Consider the following 16,711-nt stretch of genomic DNA (forward strand, 5'->3'; position numbering starts at 1 on the left):
CCGCATGACACCCGCCAGCAAAACCACCGGAGCCGTCGCGGCGCTGCTGGTCTTCCTGGGCCAGGGCCTGTTCGGCAGCACCGGCTGGCTGGCGGCGCTGGTTCTGGCGGTCTTGGCAGGGGCGATCCTTGCGGGCATGGTCAGTTGGCTGATCGACGGAGGCCCGGCGGCCATGGACGGGGCGCATTGGGCGCCTGCGCCCGAGGCTGCGCCCGCCGCAGCGGTCAGCGAGCCGGTCCCCGTGCCGCGGGCCGCCCCGACCATCGCCCCGTCGGGCGATGCGGTGCCGCCCGTGGTGGCCCGGGAGCTGCCCGACCCGGCGCGCACGATCTATGGCCGCAAGCCCGTCGAGGCGCCCGAGAGCCTGCGCGGCATCAAGGGGATCGGCGTGAAGGTCGAGCAGGCGCTGCACGAGGCCGGGGTGACCCGGCTGGCGCAGATCGCGGCCTGGGACGATGCGCAGATCGACGCCATGGCCGCGCGGATCGGCCGGGGTGCGGCGCGCATCCGCAACGATGACTGGGTCGGTCAGGCCAAGGCCCTGACCGCCGCCCGGCAGGAGGGGGTCTGATGGCCGATCCTGCGCAGGACGCCCGCCAGATGCGGCTGGTCGCGATCGTGATCGCGGTGACCATGCTGGGCTGGCTCGCCATCCAGGCGATCGGGGGCAATTATGACTGGGCGGCGGAGTGGGCCTTTCTGGCCGACCTTGCCGCCATCGGCGCTTTTGTCTGGTCGCTGATCGTGACCTGGCGTATCTGGCGGCGCAGGAATGCGTGACGCCGGGATGAGAGGACCTTACGGATGCTGAAAGACCAGGATCGCATTTTCACCAACCTCTACGGCATGGGCGACCGGAGCCTGGCGGGCGCCAAGAAGCGCGGCCATTGGGATGGCACCGGCGAGATCATCGGGCGCGGCCGCGATAAAATCATCGAGCAGGTCAAGGCCTCGGGCCTGCGCGGGCGCGGGGGCGCGGGCTTTCCGACCGGCCTGAAATGGTCCTTCATGCCCAAGGAATCGGACGGGCGGCCCAGCTATCTGGTGATCAACGCCGACGAATCCGAGCCCGCGACCTGCAAGGACCGCGAGATCATGCGCCATGATCCGCACACCCTGATCGAGGGTGCGCTGATCGCCAGCTTCGCGATGAACGCGCATGTCTGCTACATCTACCTGCGCGGCGAATACATCCGCGAGAAGGAGGCCCTGCAGGCCGCCATCGACGAATGCTATGACGCGGGGCTGCTGGGTGCGAATGCGGCCGGTTCGGGCTGGGATTTCGACCTCTACCTGCATCACGGCGCGGGCGCCTATATCTGCGGCGAGGAAACGGCCCTGCTGGAGAGCCTGGAGGGCAAGAAGGGCATGCCGCGCATGAAGCCGCCGTTTCCGGCGGGCGCGGGCCTTTACGGTTGCCCCACCACGGTGAACAACGTCGAATCCATCGCCGTCGTGCCGACGATCCTCCGCCGCGGGGCGGAATGGTTCGCGGGCTTCGGCCGCCCGAACAATGCGGGCGTCAAGCTGTTCGGCCTGACCGGCCACCTGAACGCCCCCTGCGTGGTCGAGGAGGCCATGTCGATCAGCATGAAGGAGCTGATCGAGAAGCATGGCGGCGGCGTGCGCGGCGGCTGGAAGAACCTCAAGGCGGTGATCCCCGGCGGCGCCTCCTGCCCGGTCCTGACGGCCGAGCAGTGCGAGAACGCCATCATGGATTACGACGGCATGCGCGAACTGCGGTCGTCCTTCGGCACGGGCTGCATGATCGTGATGGATCAGTCCACCGACATCATCAAGGCGATCTGGCGCCTGTCGGCCTTCTTCAAGCATGAGAGCTGCGGGCAGTGCACGCCCTGTCGCGAGGGCACCGGCTGGATGATGCGCGTGATGGCGCGCCTGGTCTCGGGCGAGGCGGAGGTCGAGGAGATCGACATGCTGCTGGACGTGACCAAGCAGGTCGAGGGCCACACGATCTGCGCCCTGGGCGACGCGGCCGCCTGGCCGATCCAGGGCCTGATCCGCAACTTCCGCGGCGAGATCGAGGACCGGCTGAAGGCCAAGAAGACCGGGCGCATGGGCGCCCTGGCGGCCGAGTGAGGATCGGGGCGGCATATCACGCGGCGCGCACGCGCTCGTGTCGGGCAGCGGCCTGCGACGGTGATTATGTGGGAACGCATGATCACCGAAAGGATTCTGCCATGAAACGCTCCTTTTTGGCCGCGCTTGCGCTGGCCCTGTTCTCGGTCCCGGCCGTCGCGCGCGAGCCGCTGAACCAGAATGCCTATATCAACGACCGGCTGGTGCAGGCCCGCGTGGCCGACATGCTGCGCCGCGGCTGTCCCAGCATCGACGCCCGCCTGATCCGCGCCTTTGCCGAGGCCCGCGCACTGAAGCGCTACGCGCTGGAGCAGGGCTACAGCGAGGCCGAGATCGAGGCGTTCCTCGACAGCCGCGAGGAACGCCGACGCATCTATGCCGAGGCCGACCGCTACATGGTCGGAAACGGCGTCGTGAACGGGCAGCCGGAAACCTTTTGCCGCCTCGGGCGGGACGAAATCGCGCGGCAGACGATCGCCGGATCGCTGCTGAACGCCAGATAAGGAAGTCAGTCATGGCAGAACTGCGCACCATCAGGATCGACGGCAAGGACATCCAGGTCGATCCCAACCTGACCCTGATCCAGGCCTGCGAACAGGCCGGGATCGAGATCCCGCGTTTCTGCTATCACGAACGCCTTTCCATCGCGGGCAACTGCCGGATGTGCCTGGTCGAGGTCGTGGGCGGACCGCCCAAGCCCGCCGCCAGCTGCGCGATGCAGGTCAAGGACCTGCGTCCGGGGCCCGAGGGCGCGCCCTCCGAGATCCGCACCAACAGCCCGATGGTCAAGAAGGCCCGCGAGGGCGTGATGGAGTTCCTGCTGATCAACCATCCGCTGGACTGCCCGATCTGCGACCAGGGCGGCGAATGCGACCTGCAGGACCAGGCGATGGCCTATGGCGTCGACTTCAGCCGCTATCGCGAGCCCAAGCGCGCCTCCGAGGAGCTGAACCTGGGCCCGCTGGTCGAGACGCACATGACGCGCTGCATCAGCTGCACCCGCTGCGTGCGCTTCACGACCGAGGTCGCGGGCATCACGCAGATGGGCCAGACCGGCCGCGGCGAGGACAGCGAGATCACCTCCTATCTGAACGAGACGCTGGCCTCGAACCTTCAGGGCAACATCATCGACCTCTGCCCGGTGGGGGCGCTGGTGTCGAAACCCTATGCCTTCACCGCCCGCCCGTGGGAGCTGACCAAGACCGAGACCATCGACGTGATGGACGCGCTCGGCAGCGCGATCCGCGTGGACACCAAGGGGCGCGAAGTCATGCGCATCCTGCCGCGCAACCATGACGCGGTGAACGAGGAGTGGATCAGCGACAAGACCCGTTTCGTTTGGGACGGGCTGCGCCGCCAGCGCCTGGACACGCCCTATCTGCGCGAGAACGGCCGCCTGCGCCCGGCCACCTGGCCCGAGGCGCTGACGGCCGCCGCCCGCGCGATGGAGGGCGGCAAGGTCGCGGGCCTGGTCGGCGATCTGGCCTCGGTCGAGGCGGCCTTCAGCCTCAAGACCCTGATCGAGGGCCTGGGCGGTTCGGTCGAATGCCGCACCGACGGCGCGCATCTGCCCGCCGGCAACCGCAGCGGCTATGTCGGCAATGCCGCGATCGAGGATATCGACCATGCCGCCTCGATCCTGCTGATCGGCACCAATCCCCGCGACGAGGCGGCCGTGCTGAACGCGCGCCTCCGCAAGGCCTGGGCGCGCGGCGCGCGGATCACGCTGGTGGGGCAGGCGGTTGATCTGACCTATGACTATGAGCACGCGGGCACCGACCGCGCCGCGCTGACGGCGCTGCTGGACAAGGCCGAGCCGCAGGAGGCTCCCGGCCTGATCATCCTGGGTCAGGGCGCGCTGCGCGAGGCCGACGGCGCCGCCGTGCTGGCCGCGGCCCAGGCCCTGGCCGAGGCGACCGGTGCGCGTCTTCTGGTGCTGCACACGGCGGCCGGACGCGTGGGCGCCATGGATGTGGGCGCGGTCACCGAAGGCGGGCTGAGCGCGGCCATCGACGGTGCGCAGGTGATCTTCAACCTGGGCGCGGACGAGGTCGAGATCGCGGCCGGTCCGGTCGTGATCTATCAGGGCAGCCACGGCGACCGCGGCGCGCATCGCGCCGACATCATCCTGCCTGCCGCCTGCTATACCGAGGAGATGGGCCTTTTCGTGAACACCGAAGGGCGTCCGCAGTTGGCCATGCGCGCCAATTTCGCGCCGGGCGAGGCCAAGGAGAACTGGGCGATCCTGCGCGCCCTGTCGGCCGAACTGGGCCGGACCCTGCCCTGGGACAGCCTGGCGCAGCTGCGCCGCGCGCTGGTCGAGGCGGTGCCGCATCTGGGCCAGGTCGACCAGATCGTCGAGAGCGACTGGCAGCCCCTGCCGCGCCGCGATCTGGGGCAGGCGGGCTTCGTGAACCCGGTCCGCGATTTCTACCTGACCAACCCGATCGCGCGCAGCTCTCCGCTGATGGGCGAGCTGTCGCGCATGGCGGCGGCCCGCGGCGCGACCGCGCTGGCGGCGGAGTAGGGCCGTGGGCGCGCCCCGGCACAACGCCCGCGCGGCGGCCGCCCTGGTCGGCGCCGCGCTGCTTGTTTCGGCCTGCGGGACCGAGGGCCGCGACGGCGCCGATGCCCGTCCCCGCGCCAAGCCGGCCGAGGTCACCACGCTGGTCGCCGGCCGCGAGGGGCTGAGCCGGGCGCGCATCTCGACCCAATCGGGCGAGATCCTGATCCTCGAGGAGGACGGCAGCGTCACCACGATGGACCTGGACAGCGCCGGGGGCCGCGACGCCTTCGCGGTGACCGAGGCCGACTTGGCGGCGCTGAACGCGAATCTGGACCTGGATTTCGCGGGGCTGGTCGCGGCCGACCTGCCGCCGCGCAAGACCGCGCAGCAGGAGGCGCTGGAGGCCTTTGCGGCCCGGACCCAGCCCGCGCTGCCGGTTCTGGCCCCAGGGACCGAGATCGACCCGCAGGTGTTCCTGGCCGTGAAGGTCGAGCCGCTGAACAGCGGCGCGGGGGCCGATCTGGTCGAGGTGACCGCCAATCTGCAACGGGGGGTGGACGCCGATATCGCGTTCTCGTATGCCACCTGCGCATTGGCCGGTTGGGCACGCGACAATGGCAACCCCTACGGGCGGCACATCCGGACGCTTCAGGCCGAACGCGACGGCAAGCTGCTGATCGGATCGGCCTTCCTGCTGTCGGACAGCAAGCCGATGGGGTTGCGGGTGATGGAAACGGAAGAGACCTTGCGCGAATGCAGCGCACGCGGCATTCCAGCGGCGTAAGGCAGAGGGACTGGCATCATGGCTGATTTTTGGGCATCCTCCTGGGGCATCGCGCTGATCCTGCTGGCGCAGGGTCTGGCGCTGATCATCTTCGTGATGCTGTCGCTGGTCTACATGGTCTATGGCGACCGCAAGATCTGGGCGGCGGTGCAGATGCGGCGCGGCCCGAACGTGGTCGGACCCTGGGGCATCCTGCAGACCTTCGCCGACGCGCTGAAATTCGTCGTCAAGGAGATCGTCGTCCCGGCGGGCGCGGACAAGTTCGTGTTCTTCCTGGCGCCCTTCCTGTCGATGATGCTGGCACTTCTGGCCTTCGTGGCGATTCCCTTCGCGCCGGGCTGGGTCATGGCCGACATCAACGTGGGCATCCTGTTCATCTTCGCGGTCTCCTCGCTGGAGGTCTATGGGGTGATCATGGGGGGCTGGGCCTCGAACTCGAAGTTCCCGTTCCTGGGCTCGCTACGCTCGGCCGCGCAGATGATCTCCTACGAGGTCAGCCTGGGCCTGATCATCATCGGCGTGATCATCTCGGCCGGCTCCATGAACCTGACCGCCATCGTCGAGGCGCAGCGCGGCGCGGGGCTCCTGTCCTGGTTCTGGCTGCCGCACCTGCCGATGGTCGTGCTGTTCTTCGTCTCGGCCCTGGCCGAGACCAACCGCCCGCCCTTCGACCTTCCGGAAGCGGAATCCGAACTGGTCGCGGGCTTCATGACCGAATATTCCTCGACCCCTTACCTTTTGTTCATGGCCGGCGAATACATCGCCATGTGGCTGATGTGCGCCCTGATCAGCGTGCTGTTCTTCGGCGGCTGGCTGTCGCCGATCCCGGGTCTGCCGGACGGGGCAATCTGGATGTTCCTGAAGATGGTCTTCTGGTTCTTCATGTTCGCCATGGTGAAGGCCATCGTGCCGCGGTACCGCTACGACCAGCTGATGCGGATCGGCTGGAAGGTGTTCCTGCCGCTGTCGCTGGCCTGGGTCGTGATCGTGGCTTTCCTTGCGAAATTCGAAGTCTTCGGGACCTTCTGGGCCCGTTGGGCAGGAGTGTAAAAGATGGCTTTCGACGTCGTCCGCGCCACCAAGTACTTCCTGATGGTGGATTTCATCAAAGGCTTCGGCCTGGGCATGCGCTACTTCTTCGCGCCCAAGCCCACCATCAACTATCCCCATGAGAAGGGCCCGCTTTCGCCGCGCTTCCGGGGCGAGCATGCGCTGCGCCGCTATCCCAACGGCGAGGAACGCTGCATCGCGTGCAAGCTTTGCGAGGCGGTCTGCCCCGCGCAGGCGATCACCATCGATGCCGAACCCCGCGACGACGGCTCGCGCCGCACGACGCGCTATGACATCGACATGACCAAGTGCATCTATTGCGGCTTCTGCCAAGAGGCCTGCCCGGTCGACGCGATCGTCGAGGGGCCGAACTTCGAATACGCCACCGAGACCCGCGAGGAGCTGTTCTACGACAAGGAGAAGCTTCTGGACAACGGCGCCCGGTGGGAGGCCCAGATCGCCCGCAACCTGGCGATGGACGCGCCCTACCGATGACCGATCCCTTCACCAAGATGTTCCAGCAGATGCTGGCCCAGGGACAGGAGATGGCGCGGACCTTCAACCCCGCGCTGGAGCATTTCGACGTCAAGGCGTTCGAGAAGATGTTCCCGACCATGCCTGCGGACATGCTGGAGATGTGGTTCGGCAAGACCTTCAACCGCGACGGTCTGGATGCGCGCACGCGCCTGCTGGTCACCATCGCCGCGATGACCGTCCAGGGCGCCTTGGCCGAGCCGCAGCTGCGCCTGACCATCCGCCACGCGATCGAGGCCGGGGCCACCCCGCGCGAGATCGCCGAGGTGATCTATCAGATGGGCATGTTCGGCGGCCTTCCGGCGATGCAGAAGGCGCTGGAGATCGCTCAGGGCGTATTCACCGAATCCGAGGGGAACCCCCAGTCATGATGACCTTCGCCTTTTATCTCTTCGCCATTTCGGTCTGCACGGCTGGCTTCATGGTGGTACTGTCGCGCAACCCCGTGCATTCGGTGCTGTGGCTGATCCTGGCCTTCATCTCGGCGGCGGGCCTGTTCGTGCTGCTGGGCGCGGAATTCGTGGCGATGCTGCTGATCATCGTCTATGTCGGCGCCGTGGCGGTGCTGTTCCTGTTCGTGGTGATGATGCTGGATGTCGACTTCGCCCAGCTGAAGGGCGAATTCGCCCGCTATCTGCCGCTGGCGGGGCTGATCGCCATCGTGCTGCTGGCGCAGCTGGCCATCGCCTATGGCGCGTGGGAAAGCAGCGACCAGTCGGCCACGCTGCGCGCGGTGCCGATGGCGGCGGAGGCGCAGAACACCAATGCCATCGGCCTGGTGCTCTATGACCGCTACATCCTGCCGTTCCAGCTGTCGGGCCTGATCCTGCTGGTCGCGATGATCGGCGCGATCACCCTGACCATGCGTCACCGCCGCGACATCAAGCGTCAGGACGTGATCCGCCAGATGCACCGCGATCCGGCCAAGGCCATGCAGCTGCGCGACGTCAAGCCGGGGCAGGGGCTCTGAGCCCCGCCCGCCCAAGGAATATCAACGGGTGAGCGTGCCCGGAGGGACTGTAACGATGATCGGATTGACACATTACCTTGTCGTGGGGGCGATACTGTTCGTCGCCGGAATCTTCGGCATCTTCGTGAACCGCAAGAACGTCATCGTCATCCTGATGTCGATCGAGCTTATGCTGCTGGCGGTCAACATCAACTTCGTGGCCTTTTCGGCACATCTGGGCGATCTGGGCGGGCAGATCTTCACGATGTTCATCCTGACCGTCGCCGCCGCCGAGGCGGCCATCGGCCTGGCCATCCTGGTCGTGTTCTTCCGCAACCGCGGCACGATCGCGGTCGACGACGTCAACGTGATGAAGGGGTAAGCGGTCATGGCGCAATTCATCCTGTTCGCGCCCCTTCTGGGCGCGCTGATCGCGGGCTTCGGCTGGCGGCTGATCGGAGAGCGCGGCGCGCAGATCCTGACCACCGCCATCCTGTTCGCCGCCGCCGCCCTGTCCTGGGTCGTGTTCCTGACCCTGGGCGAGCCGCAGAGCCTGCCCGTCCTGGACTGGATCGTGTCGGGCGACTTCACCTCGGAATGGGCGATCCGGCTGGACCGGCTGACCGCGATCATGCTGATCGTGATCAACTCGGTCTCGGCGCTCGTGCACCTCTACAGCTTCGGCTACATGGCGCATGACGAGAACTTCGGCGATGACGAGCCCTATCGAGCGCGCTTCTTCGCCTATCTGTCGTTCTTCACCTTCTCCATGCTGATGCTGGTGACCTCCGACAACCTGCTGCAGATGTTCTTCGGATGGGAGGGCGTGGGCGTCGCCTCCTATCTGCTGATCGGCTTCTACTTCAAGAAGCAGTCGGCGGGCGCGGCCGCGATGAAGGCCTTCATTGTCAACCGCGTCGGCGATTTCGGCTTCCTGCTGGGCATCTTCGGCCTGTGGTGGATGACCGGGTCGATCCAGTTCGACCAGATCTTCGCCCAGGTGCCGATGCTGGCCCAGACCGAGATGACCTTCCTGTGGCGCGACTGGAACGCGGCCAACGTGCTGGCGATCCTGCTGTTCATCGGCGCGATGGGCAAGTCGGCGCAGCTGTTCCTGCACACCTGGCTGCCCGACGCGATGGAAGGCCCGACTCCGGTCTCGGCCCTGATCCACGCGGCGACCATGGTTACCGCGGGCGTGTTCCTGGTCTGCCGCATGTCGCCGCTCTACGAGTTCGCCCCCGAGGCGAAGATGCTGATCGTCTATGTCGGCGCGACCACGGCCTTCTTCGCGGCGACCGTCGGTCTGGTGCAGAACGACATCAAGCGCGTCATCGCCTATTCGACCTGTTCGCAGCTGGGCTACATGTTCGTGGCGGCGGGCGTCGGCGTCTATTCGGTCGCCATGTTCCACCTGCTGACCCATGCCTTCTTCAAGGCGATGCTGTTCCTGGGCGCGGGTTCGGTGATCCACGCGATGCACCACGAACAGGACATGCGGAACTATGGCGGGCTGCGCAAGAAGATCCCGCTGACCTTCGCGGCGATGATGATCGGCACGCTGGCCATCACCGGCGTCGGCATCCCGCTGACCCATATCGGCTTCGCGGGCTTCCTGTCCAAGGATGCCGTGATCGAGAGCGCCTATGTCGGCAGCACCTATGCCTTCTGGATGCTGGTGATCGCGGCGCTGATGACCAGCTTCTATTCCTGGCGGCTGATGTTCCTGACCTTCTACGGCAAGCCCCGCGGCGACCATCATGCGCATGACCATGCGCATGAGAGCCCGCGCGTGATGACCGCGCCGCTGGTGGTGCTGGCCTTCGGTTCGATCTTCGCGGGCATGATCTGGTACAACAGCTTCTTCGAGGAGGAGGGCGTCGCCCGGTTCTTCGGCATCGAGGCGGCCCAGCACGAGGAGGCCGGCCACGGCACCGAGGTCGCCCATGCGACCACCGAGGCCCCGGCCGAACCGGAGGCCGCCGCGGCCCCCGCCGCCGAGGGCGGGGCCCATGCCGAGGCTGCGGATGTCGCCTCCTTCACCGTCACGCCCGGCGCCATCTACATGCGGCCCGACAACCATGTCATGCACGAGGCCCATTACGTTCCGAAATGGGTCAAGGTCTCGCCCTTCGTGGCGATGCTGATCGGCTTCGCCCTGGCCTGGCTGATGTACATCCGCCGTCCGGAGCTGCCAGCCCAGCTGGCCGCGCAGCAGCGGGGACTCTATCAGTTCCTGCTGAACAAGTGGTATTTCGACCAGGTCTATGACGCGGTCTTCGTGCGTCCGGCACGCTGGATCGGCGCCAAGCTGTGGACGGGCGGTGACGGAGCCGTTATCGACGGCGCCATCAACGGCCTGGCTTTGGGAATCATCCCGCGCCTGACCCGGTTCGCCGGACGGGTGCAGTCGGGCTATCTGTTCCATTACGCCTTCGCGATGGTTTTGGGCATCGTGGGCTTGCTGATCTGGGTGATGATGCGGGGCGCGCACTGACATGACGAACCTTCTTTCGATCATCACCTTCCTGCCGATCGTGGCGGCGGGGATCCTGGCGGTGTTCCTGCGCGGCGACGACGCGGCATCGCAGAAGAACGCGAAATGGCTGGCGCTCATCGCGACCGGCGCGACCTTCCTGATCTCGCTGTTCCTGCTGGCGGGCTTCGATCCCTCGAACACGGGCTTCCAGTTCGTCGAGGATCACGCCTGGATCATGGGTCTGCGCTACAAGATGGGCGTGGACGGGATCTCGATCCTGTTCATCCTGCTGACGACCTTCCTGATGCCGCTGACCATCCTGTCCTGCTGGGACGTGTCGGTGCGGGTCAAGGAATACATGATCGCCTTCCTGGTGCTGGAGGGGCTGATGATCGGCGTCTTCGCGGCGCTTGACCTGATCCTCTTCTACCTGTTCTTCGAGGCCGGTCTGATCCCGATGTTCCTGATCATCGGCATCTGGGGGGGCAAGAACCGCATCTATGCGTCGTTCAAGTTCTTCCTCTACACCTTCATCGGCTCGGTGCTGATGCTGGTCGCGATGATCGCCATGGCGCGCACGGCGGGCACCACCGACATCGCGCAGCTCCTGGCCTTCGACTTCCCGTCCGAGACCTTCGGCCTGATGGGCCTGACCGTCGTCGGCGGCATGCAGACGCTGCTGTTCCTGGCCTTCTTCGCCAGCTTCGCGGTCAAGATGCCGATGTGGCCCGTCCATACGTGGCTGCCCGACGCGCACGTCCAGGCCCCGACCGCGGGGTCCGTCGTGCTGGCCGCGGTGCTGCTGAAGATGGGCGGCTACGGCTTCATCCGCTTCAGCCTGCCGATGTTCCCGGTCGCGGCCGACCTGCTGCAGCCGCTGGTCCTGTGGATGTCGGCCATCGCCATCGTCTACACCTCGCTGGTGGCGCTGGCGCAGTCCGACATGAAGAAGCTGATCGCCTATTCCTCGGTCGCGCACATGGGCTACGTGACCATGGGCATCTTCGCCGCGAACCAGCAGGGCCTGGACGGGGCGATCTTCCAGATGCTGTCGCACGGCTTCATCTCGGGGGCGCTGTTCCTCTGCGTGGGCGTCATCTACGACCGCATGCACACGCGCGAGATCGACGCCTATGGCGGGCTGGTGAACCGGATGCCGGTCTATGCGCTGGTCTTCATGTTCTTCACCATGGCCAATGTAGGCCTGCCCGGCACCTCGGGCTTCGTGGGCGAGTTCCTGACCCTGCTGGGGACGTTCCGCGCCAACACCTGGGTGGCCTTCGTGGCCGCGACCGGGGTGATCCTGTCGGCGGCCTATGCGCTCTGGCTCTATCGCCGCGTGACCATGGGCGCACTGATCAAGGAGAGCCTGCGCACGATCACCGACATGACCCCGCGCGAGCGCTGGATCTTTGCCCCGCTGATCGCCATGACCCTGATCCTGGGCGTCTATCCGCGCCTGGTGACCGACATCACCGGACCTGCCGTCGAGGCGCTTCTGGTGAATTACAACGACGCGCTGCCCGCCGAGGCAGCGGCGGACGACATGGCCTCGGCCGCCGTCAGCCCCGCCGTCAGCCACTGAGGAACGCACGATGACCGGTTTGGATATCTCCACGATTCTGCCCGAGCTGCTTCTGGCGGTCTATGCGCTGGCCGCGCTGATGGCGGGGGCCTATCTGGGCAAGGACCGCATCGCGGTGCCGATCCTGTGGACGACGGTCGCGGTGCTGCTGGCGGTCGCGGCCTATACCGGCCTGTCGGACCGCCCGCAGCAGAGCGCCTTCTTCGGCATGTTCACCGACGACGCCTTCGGCCGCTTTGCCAAGGTGACGATCCTGCTCTCCGCCGCCGCCGTCCTCGCGATGAGCGCGGAATACATGAACCGCCACAACCTGATGCGGTTCGAATACCCGATCCTGATCGTGCTGGCCTCGGTCGGCATGTCGATGATGGTCTCCTCGGGCGATCTGCTGACCCTCTACATGGGGCTGGAGCTGCAGTCGCTGGCGCTCTACGTCGTGGCCGCGATGCGCCGCGAGAGCGTGAAGTCCTCCGAGGCCGGCCTGAAGTATTTCGTGCTGGGTGCGCTCAGCTCGGGCCTGCTGCTCTACGGCACCTCGCTGGTCTACGGCTTCTCGGGCACCACCAGCTTCGCGGGCGTGATGCAGGCGGTGCAGGCGGGCAGCCTGCCCATGGGCCTCCTCTTCGGTCTGGTCTTCCTGCTGGTCGGCCTGGCCTTCAAGGTCTCTGCCGTGCCCTTCCACATGTGGACGCCCGATGTCTACGAAGGCTCGCCCTCTCCCGTGACGGCCTTCCTCGCCACCGCGCCCAAGGTCGCCGCCATGGCGCTGATCGCGCGTCTGATGTTCGATGCCTTCGGCAACGTCCCCGCCGATTGGGGCCAGATCATCGCGGCGCTGGCGGTCATGTCGATGTTCCTCGGCTCGATCGCGGGCATCGGTCAGCGCAACATCAAGCGCCTGATGGCCTATTCCTCCATCGCGCATATGGGCTTTGCCCTGGTGGGTCTGGCGGCCGGCACCGCATACGGCGTGCAGGCCATGCTGATCTACATGGCGATCTATGCGGTGATGAACGTGGGCAGCTTCGCCTTCATCATGTCGCTGGAGCGCGACGGCCGCCCGGTCACCGACCTGGAGAGCCTGAACCGCTTCGCCAGCGCCGAGCCGCTGAAGGCCATGGCGGTCCTGCTGCTGATGTTCAGCCTGGCGGGCGTCCCGCCGCTGGTCGGTTTCTGGGCGAAATACGGCGTGCTGACCGCCGCAGTCGATGGCGGCATGGCCTGGCTGGCGGTTGCGGGCGTCATCGCCTCGGTGATCGGCGCGTTCTACTATCTGCGCATCGTGTTCTACATGTATTTCGGCGCCGAGACCGAGGGCGTGACCAGCCGCATGGGCGGGGTGCAGTATGCCTCGCTGCTGGTGCCGGCCTTCGCGCTTCTGCTGGGCTCGATCACCCTGCTGGGCATGGACGATGCCGCAGCTGTCGCCGCGCAGTCCCTGGTCGGCGAAGCCACGGTCGCGGGTGACTGACGCGCCCGTCTCATGGCCGCAGGGCGTGGCGCGCCACGTCCTGGACCGCGTGGACAGCACCAATCTTGAAGCCTTCCGGCTGGCCCCGTCGCTGACGGGGCCAGCCTGGATCATGGCGCGCCAGCAGCAGGCCGGGCGCGGCAGGCGCGGGCGCGCCTGGACCGATCCGCAGGGCAACTTCGCAGCCACGCTGGTGCTGCGCCCGCAGGGGGCGGCGTCCGATGCGGCGCGGCTGTCCTTCGTGGCGGCGCTGGCCGTTCATCAGGCGCTGCATGATCTCTGCGGGCCGACGCTGAACCTGTCGCTGAAATGGCCCAATGACGTGCTGCTGAACGGCGGGAAGCTGTCGGGCATCCTGCTGGAGAGCAGCGGCGCGGGCGGGCAGGTGGCGGTCCTGGCCATCGGCATCGGCATCAACCTGATGGCGGCGCCCGACGTGTCTCAGGTGGAGGCAGGCGCGCTGCGTCCGGTCAGCCTGGCCGGAGAGACAGGCCTGATTGTCGGTCAGGACGACATGCTGGACGCGCTGACGCGCCGCATGGACGAGGGCATCCGGCAGATGGCGGCCTATGGCTTCGCGCCGATCCGCGCGGCCTGGCTGGCGCGGGCCGCGAGGCTGGGCGAGACGATCACCGCCCGCACCGGCACGACCGAGACCATCGGCCGCTTCGACGGCATCGACGAGACCGGCGCCCTGATCCTGACCGGGCCGCGGGGCCGTCAGGCCATCCCGGCGGCCGACATCTTCTTCGGGGGATAGCATCCATGCTGCTCTGCATCGACACCGGCAACACGAACACGGTCTTCTCGATCTGGGACGGCACGCGGTTCCTCTCGCATTGGCGCATCCGCACCGATCATCGCCGCACGGCGGACGAATATTACGTCTGGCTGTCCACGCTGATCGCCGTCCAGAAGTTCGAGCTGCAGATCGACGCCTGCATCATCAGCGCCACGGCGCCGCGGGTGGTCTTCAACCTGCGGGTGCTGTGCAACCGCTATTTCGACACGCGGCCGCTGGTGGTGGGCAAGCCTGACTGCCTGCTGCCGGTGCCGCCGCGGGTCGATGCGGGGACAACCGTGGGACCCGACCGGCTGGTCAATACGGTCGGCGCCTATGAACGGCACGGGCCTGACCTGATCGTGGTTGATTTCGGCACGGCCACCACCTTCGACGTGGTGGATGTGGACGGCGCCTATATCGGGGGCGTCATCTCGCCCGGTGTGAACCTGTCGCTGGAGGCGCTGCACATGGGGGCGGCGTCGCTGCCGCATGTGGATGTGACCATGCCTGCGACGGTCATCGGCACGAATACGGTTGCATGTATCCAGTCAGGCGTGTTCTGGGGATATGTGGGGCTGGTCGACGGTATCGTGGACAAGATCCGCGCCGAGCGCGACCGACCCATGAAAGTGATAGCCACTGGCGGGCTTGCGCCATTGTTCGACCAGGGGTTCGACCTGTTCGACGCAATTGAAGACGATCTGACGATGCACGGGCTTCGGCTCATTCACGACTTTAACAAGGAGATGGGAAATGGCTGAACGCCTGATCTATCTGCCGCTCGGCGGAGCGGGCGAAATTGGCATGAACGCCTATGTCTATGGATACGGCCTGCCCGGCAAGGAGCGGCTGATCCTGGTGGACCTGGGCGTGACCTTCGGCGACATGGAGGGCAGCCCGGGGATCGACCTGATCATGCCCGACCTGACCTGGCTGGAGAAGAACCGCCACCGGCTGGAGGCGATCTTCGTCACCCACGGCCACGAGGACCATATCGGTGCCATCGCGCATCTGTGGAAGCGGCTGGACGTGCCGATCTATGCGCGCCGCTTCACCGGGACGCTGGTGCGCCTGAAGATGGAGGAGCACGGCCTGCCGACCGAGGTGGTCAACATCACCGAGGCGCGCCCGGCCGTGACCAATGTCGGCCCCTTCGGCGTGCAGTTCGTGCCGATCAGCCACTCGATCCCGGAAAGCAGCGCGTTGATCATTGACACGCCTGCGGGTCGCGTCGTGCATACGGGCGACTTCAAGATGGACGTGACCCCGGTCGTGGGCGATGCCTTCGACCCGGTCGGCCTGTCGCAGATCGCGGCAGAGGGCAAGGGCGTCAAGGTCCTGGCCTGTGACAGCACGAACATCTTCTCGACACATCCCGGCCGGTCCGAGGCGGTTCTGGCGACCCCGATCCTGGAATGGGTCATGGCGCAGCCGAACCTGGTCGTGGCCACCACCTTCGCCAGCAATATCGCTCGCCTGAAGACGCTGGCGGACGCGGCCCGCGCTTCGGGGCGCAAGGTCTGCCTGCTGGGCCGCGCGATGCGGCGCATGGTCAGCGTCGGCTTCGACAGCGGCATCTTCAAGGATTTCCCCGAGACGATCGGGCCCGAGGAGGCCGCCAAGCTGCCCCGCAACAAGGTCCTGCTGCTGGTCACCGGCAGCCAGGGAGAGCGTCGCGCTGCCAGCGCGCAGTTGTCGCGCGGCCGCTATCTAGGCCTGTCGCTGAAGGAGGGGGACAGCTTCCTCTTCAGCTCCAAGACCATCCCCGGCAACGAGAAGTCGGTCGGCCGCATCATGAACGCGCTGAGCGAGGCCGGGGTCGAGGTCTGGGACGCCGATGACGGGCTCTACCACGTTTCGGGTCACGCGAACCGGCCCGACATCGAGGCGATGCATGACCTGCTGAAGCCCAAGGTCGTGATCCCCATGCATGGTGAGCACCTGCATCTGCGCGAGCATGTGATGCTGGCCCGCGCCAAGGGCATGATCGCCGAGATCGTGACCAACGGCACGATGCTGGACCTGACGGGCGACCGTCCCAAGGTCTGCGATCAGGTCGAGACGGGGCGCCTGTACCTGGACGGCAACCAGCTGATCGGCGCGATGGACGGGGTCGTGCGCGACCGCATCCGCATGGCGCTGAACGGCCATGCCATGGTCAGCGTGATCGTGGACGAGGATGACAACGTCCTGCCCGATGCCTGGGTCGAGCTGATGGGCCTGTCGACGCGGACCCGCTCAGGCGGCGATCTGGTCCGCCAGATCGAGGCCGAGCTGTCCGAGTTCCTGGAGCGCGCCGATGCCCGCACCGTGCGCGACGACGGAAAGATGGACGAGGCGATCCGCAAGATCACCCGCCAGATGGCGATGGAGGAGATCGGCAAGAAGCCCGAGGTCACCGTCAGCATCAGTCGCCTGATGGCCGACTGACCGGCGCCCGTTCTGCGTCCCGCGACGGGCCGGGGGGCC

Annotated in this window: 17 protein-coding genes; all 17 read left to right on the forward strand. The window is 66.7% G+C overall.

All coding sequences use genetic code 11. The features are described from left to right. Positions 1–4: 4 nt before the first annotated feature. The 17 genes from AC2SGK_RS02940 (at position 5) to AC2SGK_RS03020 (ending at position 16,672) form a co-directional block, all read left to right on the forward strand. Positions 5–571, forward strand: a complete 567-nt coding sequence (locus AC2SGK_RS02940) for a hypothetical protein (RefSeq protein WP_488322099.1) — start codon at positions 5–7, stop codon at positions 569–571. Continuing rightward, on the forward strand, positions 571–780 hold the full coding sequence (locus tag AC2SGK_RS02945; RefSeq protein ID WP_411837136.1) for a DUF5337 domain-containing protein: 210 nt from the start codon (positions 571–573) through the stop codon (positions 778–780). The genes AC2SGK_RS02940 and AC2SGK_RS02945 overlap by 1 nt, the downstream gene beginning before the upstream one ends. A gap of 24 nt (positions 781–804) precedes the next feature. Next, positions 805–2,100, forward strand: a complete 1,296-nt coding sequence (nuoF, locus tag AC2SGK_RS02950; RefSeq protein WP_488322100.1) for an NADH-quinone oxidoreductase subunit NuoF — start codon at positions 805–807, stop codon at positions 2,098–2,100. A gap of 101 nt (positions 2,101–2,201) precedes the next feature. Continuing rightward, complete coding sequence (locus tag AC2SGK_RS02955; protein ID WP_488322101.1) at positions 2,202–2,603, forward strand: DUF5333 domain-containing protein; 402 nt, start codon at positions 2,202–2,204, stop codon at positions 2,601–2,603. Positions 2,604–2,614: 11 nt separating this feature from the next. Continuing rightward, positions 2,615–4,627 (forward strand): NADH-quinone oxidoreductase subunit NuoG, encoded by a 2,013-nt coding sequence (gene nuoG / locus AC2SGK_RS02960; protein ID WP_488322102.1) that lies wholly within the window; start codon positions 2,615–2,617, stop codon positions 4,625–4,627. 4 nt (positions 4,628–4,631) lie between these two features. Next, positions 4,632–5,390 carry a hypothetical protein gene (locus tag AC2SGK_RS02965; protein ID WP_488322103.1) on the forward strand — a complete coding sequence of 253 codons (759 nt, stop codon included), beginning with the start codon at positions 4,632–4,634 and terminating at the stop codon, positions 5,388–5,390. A gap of 18 nt (positions 5,391–5,408) precedes the next feature. After that, positions 5,409–6,440, forward strand: coding sequence for an NADH-quinone oxidoreductase subunit NuoH (gene nuoH, locus AC2SGK_RS02970; RefSeq protein WP_488322104.1), 1,032 nt, complete (start codon positions 5,409–5,411; stop codon positions 6,438–6,440). A gap of 3 nt (positions 6,441–6,443) precedes the next feature. Continuing rightward, positions 6,444–6,935, forward strand: coding sequence for an NADH-quinone oxidoreductase subunit NuoI (gene nuoI / locus AC2SGK_RS02975; protein ID WP_148912082.1), 492 nt, complete (start codon positions 6,444–6,446; stop codon positions 6,933–6,935). Then, positions 6,932–7,345, forward strand: a complete 414-nt coding sequence (locus tag AC2SGK_RS02980) for a carboxymuconolactone decarboxylase family protein (RefSeq protein WP_488322105.1) — start codon at positions 6,932–6,934, stop codon at positions 7,343–7,345. Before nuoI ends, AC2SGK_RS02980 begins: the two co-directional genes overlap by 4 nt. Continuing rightward, on the forward strand, positions 7,342–7,944 hold the full coding sequence (locus tag AC2SGK_RS02985; RefSeq protein WP_411837130.1) for an NADH-quinone oxidoreductase subunit J: 603 nt from the start codon (positions 7,342–7,344) through the stop codon (positions 7,942–7,944). The genes AC2SGK_RS02980 and AC2SGK_RS02985 overlap by 4 nt, the downstream gene beginning before the upstream one ends. A gap of 55 nt (positions 7,945–7,999) precedes the next feature. Further along, complete coding sequence (nuoK, locus tag AC2SGK_RS02990; RefSeq protein WP_411837129.1) at positions 8,000–8,305, forward strand: NADH-quinone oxidoreductase subunit NuoK; 306 nt, start codon at positions 8,000–8,002, stop codon at positions 8,303–8,305. Positions 8,306–8,311: 6 nt separating this feature from the next. Then, positions 8,312–10,420 (forward strand): NADH-quinone oxidoreductase subunit L, encoded by a 2,109-nt coding sequence (nuoL, locus tag AC2SGK_RS02995; protein ID WP_488322106.1) that lies wholly within the window; start codon positions 8,312–8,314, stop codon positions 10,418–10,420. A 1-nt stretch (position 10,421) separates the two neighbouring features. Further along, positions 10,422–11,987, forward strand: a complete 1,566-nt coding sequence (locus tag AC2SGK_RS03000; RefSeq protein WP_488322107.1) for an NADH-quinone oxidoreductase subunit M — start codon at positions 10,422–10,424, stop codon at positions 11,985–11,987. A 10-nt stretch (positions 11,988–11,997) separates the two neighbouring features. After that, positions 11,998–13,458 carry an NADH-quinone oxidoreductase subunit NuoN gene (gene nuoN, locus AC2SGK_RS03005; RefSeq protein WP_488322108.1) on the forward strand — a complete coding sequence of 487 codons (1,461 nt, stop codon included), beginning with the start codon at positions 11,998–12,000 and terminating at the stop codon, positions 13,456–13,458. Beyond that, entirely contained in the window at positions 13,451–14,218 is a 768-nt protein-coding gene (locus tag AC2SGK_RS03010; protein WP_488322109.1) for a biotin--[acetyl-CoA-carboxylase] ligase, read from the forward strand. Before nuoN ends, AC2SGK_RS03010 begins: the two co-directional genes overlap by 8 nt. 5 nt (positions 14,219–14,223) lie before the next feature. Next, positions 14,224–15,003, forward strand: coding sequence for a type III pantothenate kinase (locus AC2SGK_RS03015; RefSeq protein WP_488322110.1), 780 nt, complete (start codon positions 14,224–14,226; stop codon positions 15,001–15,003). After that, a complete protein-coding gene (locus AC2SGK_RS03020; protein ID WP_488322111.1) occupies positions 14,996–16,672 on the forward strand; it encodes a ribonuclease J in 1,677 nt (558 codons plus the stop codon). The genes AC2SGK_RS03015 and AC2SGK_RS03020 overlap by 8 nt, the downstream gene beginning before the upstream one ends. Positions 16,673–16,711: the final 39 nt, after the last annotated feature.

Source organism: Paracoccus sp. NIOT.M2S5SZ12, from assembly GCF_057748165.1.

Coding starts and splice junctions, on each gene's coding strand:
- AC2SGK_RS02945 (WP_411837136.1), top strand. CDS start 571: ATGGCCGATCCTGCGCAGGACGCCCGCCAGATGCGGCTGGTCGCGATC.
- AC2SGK_RS03000 (WP_488322107.1), top strand. CDS start 10,422: ATGACGAACCTTCTTTCGATCATCACCTTCCTGCCGATCGTGGCGGCG.
- nuoF (WP_488322100.1), top strand. CDS start 805: ATGCTGAAAGACCAGGATCGCATTTTCACCAACCTCTACGGCATGGGC.
- nuoN (WP_488322108.1), top strand. CDS start 11,998: ATGACCGGTTTGGATATCTCCACGATTCTGCCCGAGCTGCTTCTGGCG.
- AC2SGK_RS02985 (WP_411837130.1), top strand. CDS start 7,342: ATGATGACCTTCGCCTTTTATCTCTTCGCCATTTCGGTCTGCACGGCT.
- AC2SGK_RS02940 (WP_488322099.1), top strand. CDS start 5: ATGACACCCGCCAGCAAAACCACCGGAGCCGTCGCGGCGCTGCTGGTC.
- AC2SGK_RS03015 (WP_488322110.1), top strand. CDS start 14,224: ATGCTGCTCTGCATCGACACCGGCAACACGAACACGGTCTTCTCGATC.
- AC2SGK_RS03020 (WP_488322111.1), top strand. CDS start 14,996: ATGGCTGAACGCCTGATCTATCTGCCGCTCGGCGGAGCGGGCGAAATT.
- nuoG (WP_488322102.1), top strand. CDS start 2,615: ATGGCAGAACTGCGCACCATCAGGATCGACGGCAAGGACATCCAGGTC.
- AC2SGK_RS02955 (WP_488322101.1), top strand. CDS start 2,202: ATGAAACGCTCCTTTTTGGCCGCGCTTGCGCTGGCCCTGTTCTCGGTC.
- nuoL (WP_488322106.1), top strand. CDS start 8,312: ATGGCGCAATTCATCCTGTTCGCGCCCCTTCTGGGCGCGCTGATCGCG.
- AC2SGK_RS02980 (WP_488322105.1), top strand. CDS start 6,932: ATGACCGATCCCTTCACCAAGATGTTCCAGCAGATGCTGGCCCAGGGA.
- nuoH (WP_488322104.1), top strand. CDS start 5,409: ATGGCTGATTTTTGGGCATCCTCCTGGGGCATCGCGCTGATCCTGCTG.
- nuoK (WP_411837129.1), top strand. CDS start 8,000: ATGATCGGATTGACACATTACCTTGTCGTGGGGGCGATACTGTTCGTC.
- nuoI (WP_148912082.1), top strand. CDS start 6,444: ATGGCTTTCGACGTCGTCCGCGCCACCAAGTACTTCCTGATGGTGGAT.